This window comes from Fructilactobacillus florum DSM 22689 = JCM 16035, assembly GCF_001436645.1.
In the GTDB taxonomy this organism is placed as follows: Bacteria; Bacillota; Bacilli; order Lactobacillales; family Lactobacillaceae; genus Fructilactobacillus; species Fructilactobacillus florum.
In genome coordinates, this window is record NZ_AYZI01000041.1 from 1 (window position 1) to 400 (window position 400).

Here is a 400-nt window from a genome sequence, read left to right on the forward strand (position 1 = left end):
TTGCAATCACGATTAAAACATAAAAAAATAACAACCAAATTTCATAATGGTTTTTCATTGGCTTACCCATGAGGATGTTTCTCCTCATCAGTGTTGTAGGTGACTTTAATATCAGCGACCTTTGTTTTCCCTTTTTTTACTGGAATAGTGCTATAACTTAACATTTCAACAGAGCCATCGTCATTTACAGTATAAGAAATGCTATGTTCATTGTCAGTATAGCCATTAACCGATATTATAAATGCAACATGTCCCATCGGATTAATAAGATACTTATCAAACTTGATTGTTTTAACTCCTGCATACTGACTAGCAAAATCCTTAACAATTGCTTTCTGTGTTTTTTTAACAAATTCCACTCTTTGATGCTCTGCTTTTTGCACTTTGTCATAGTGTTTTT

Annotated in this window: 1 protein-coding gene; it reads right to left on the reverse strand. The window is 32.5% G+C overall.

Annotated elements, in window-relative coordinates; genetic code table 11:
- Positions 1 to 62: 62 nt before the first annotated feature.
- Positions 63 to 400: hypothetical protein (locus FC87_RS07045; protein WP_162257642.1), on the reverse strand; the 338-nt coding region annotated here is incomplete at its 5' end.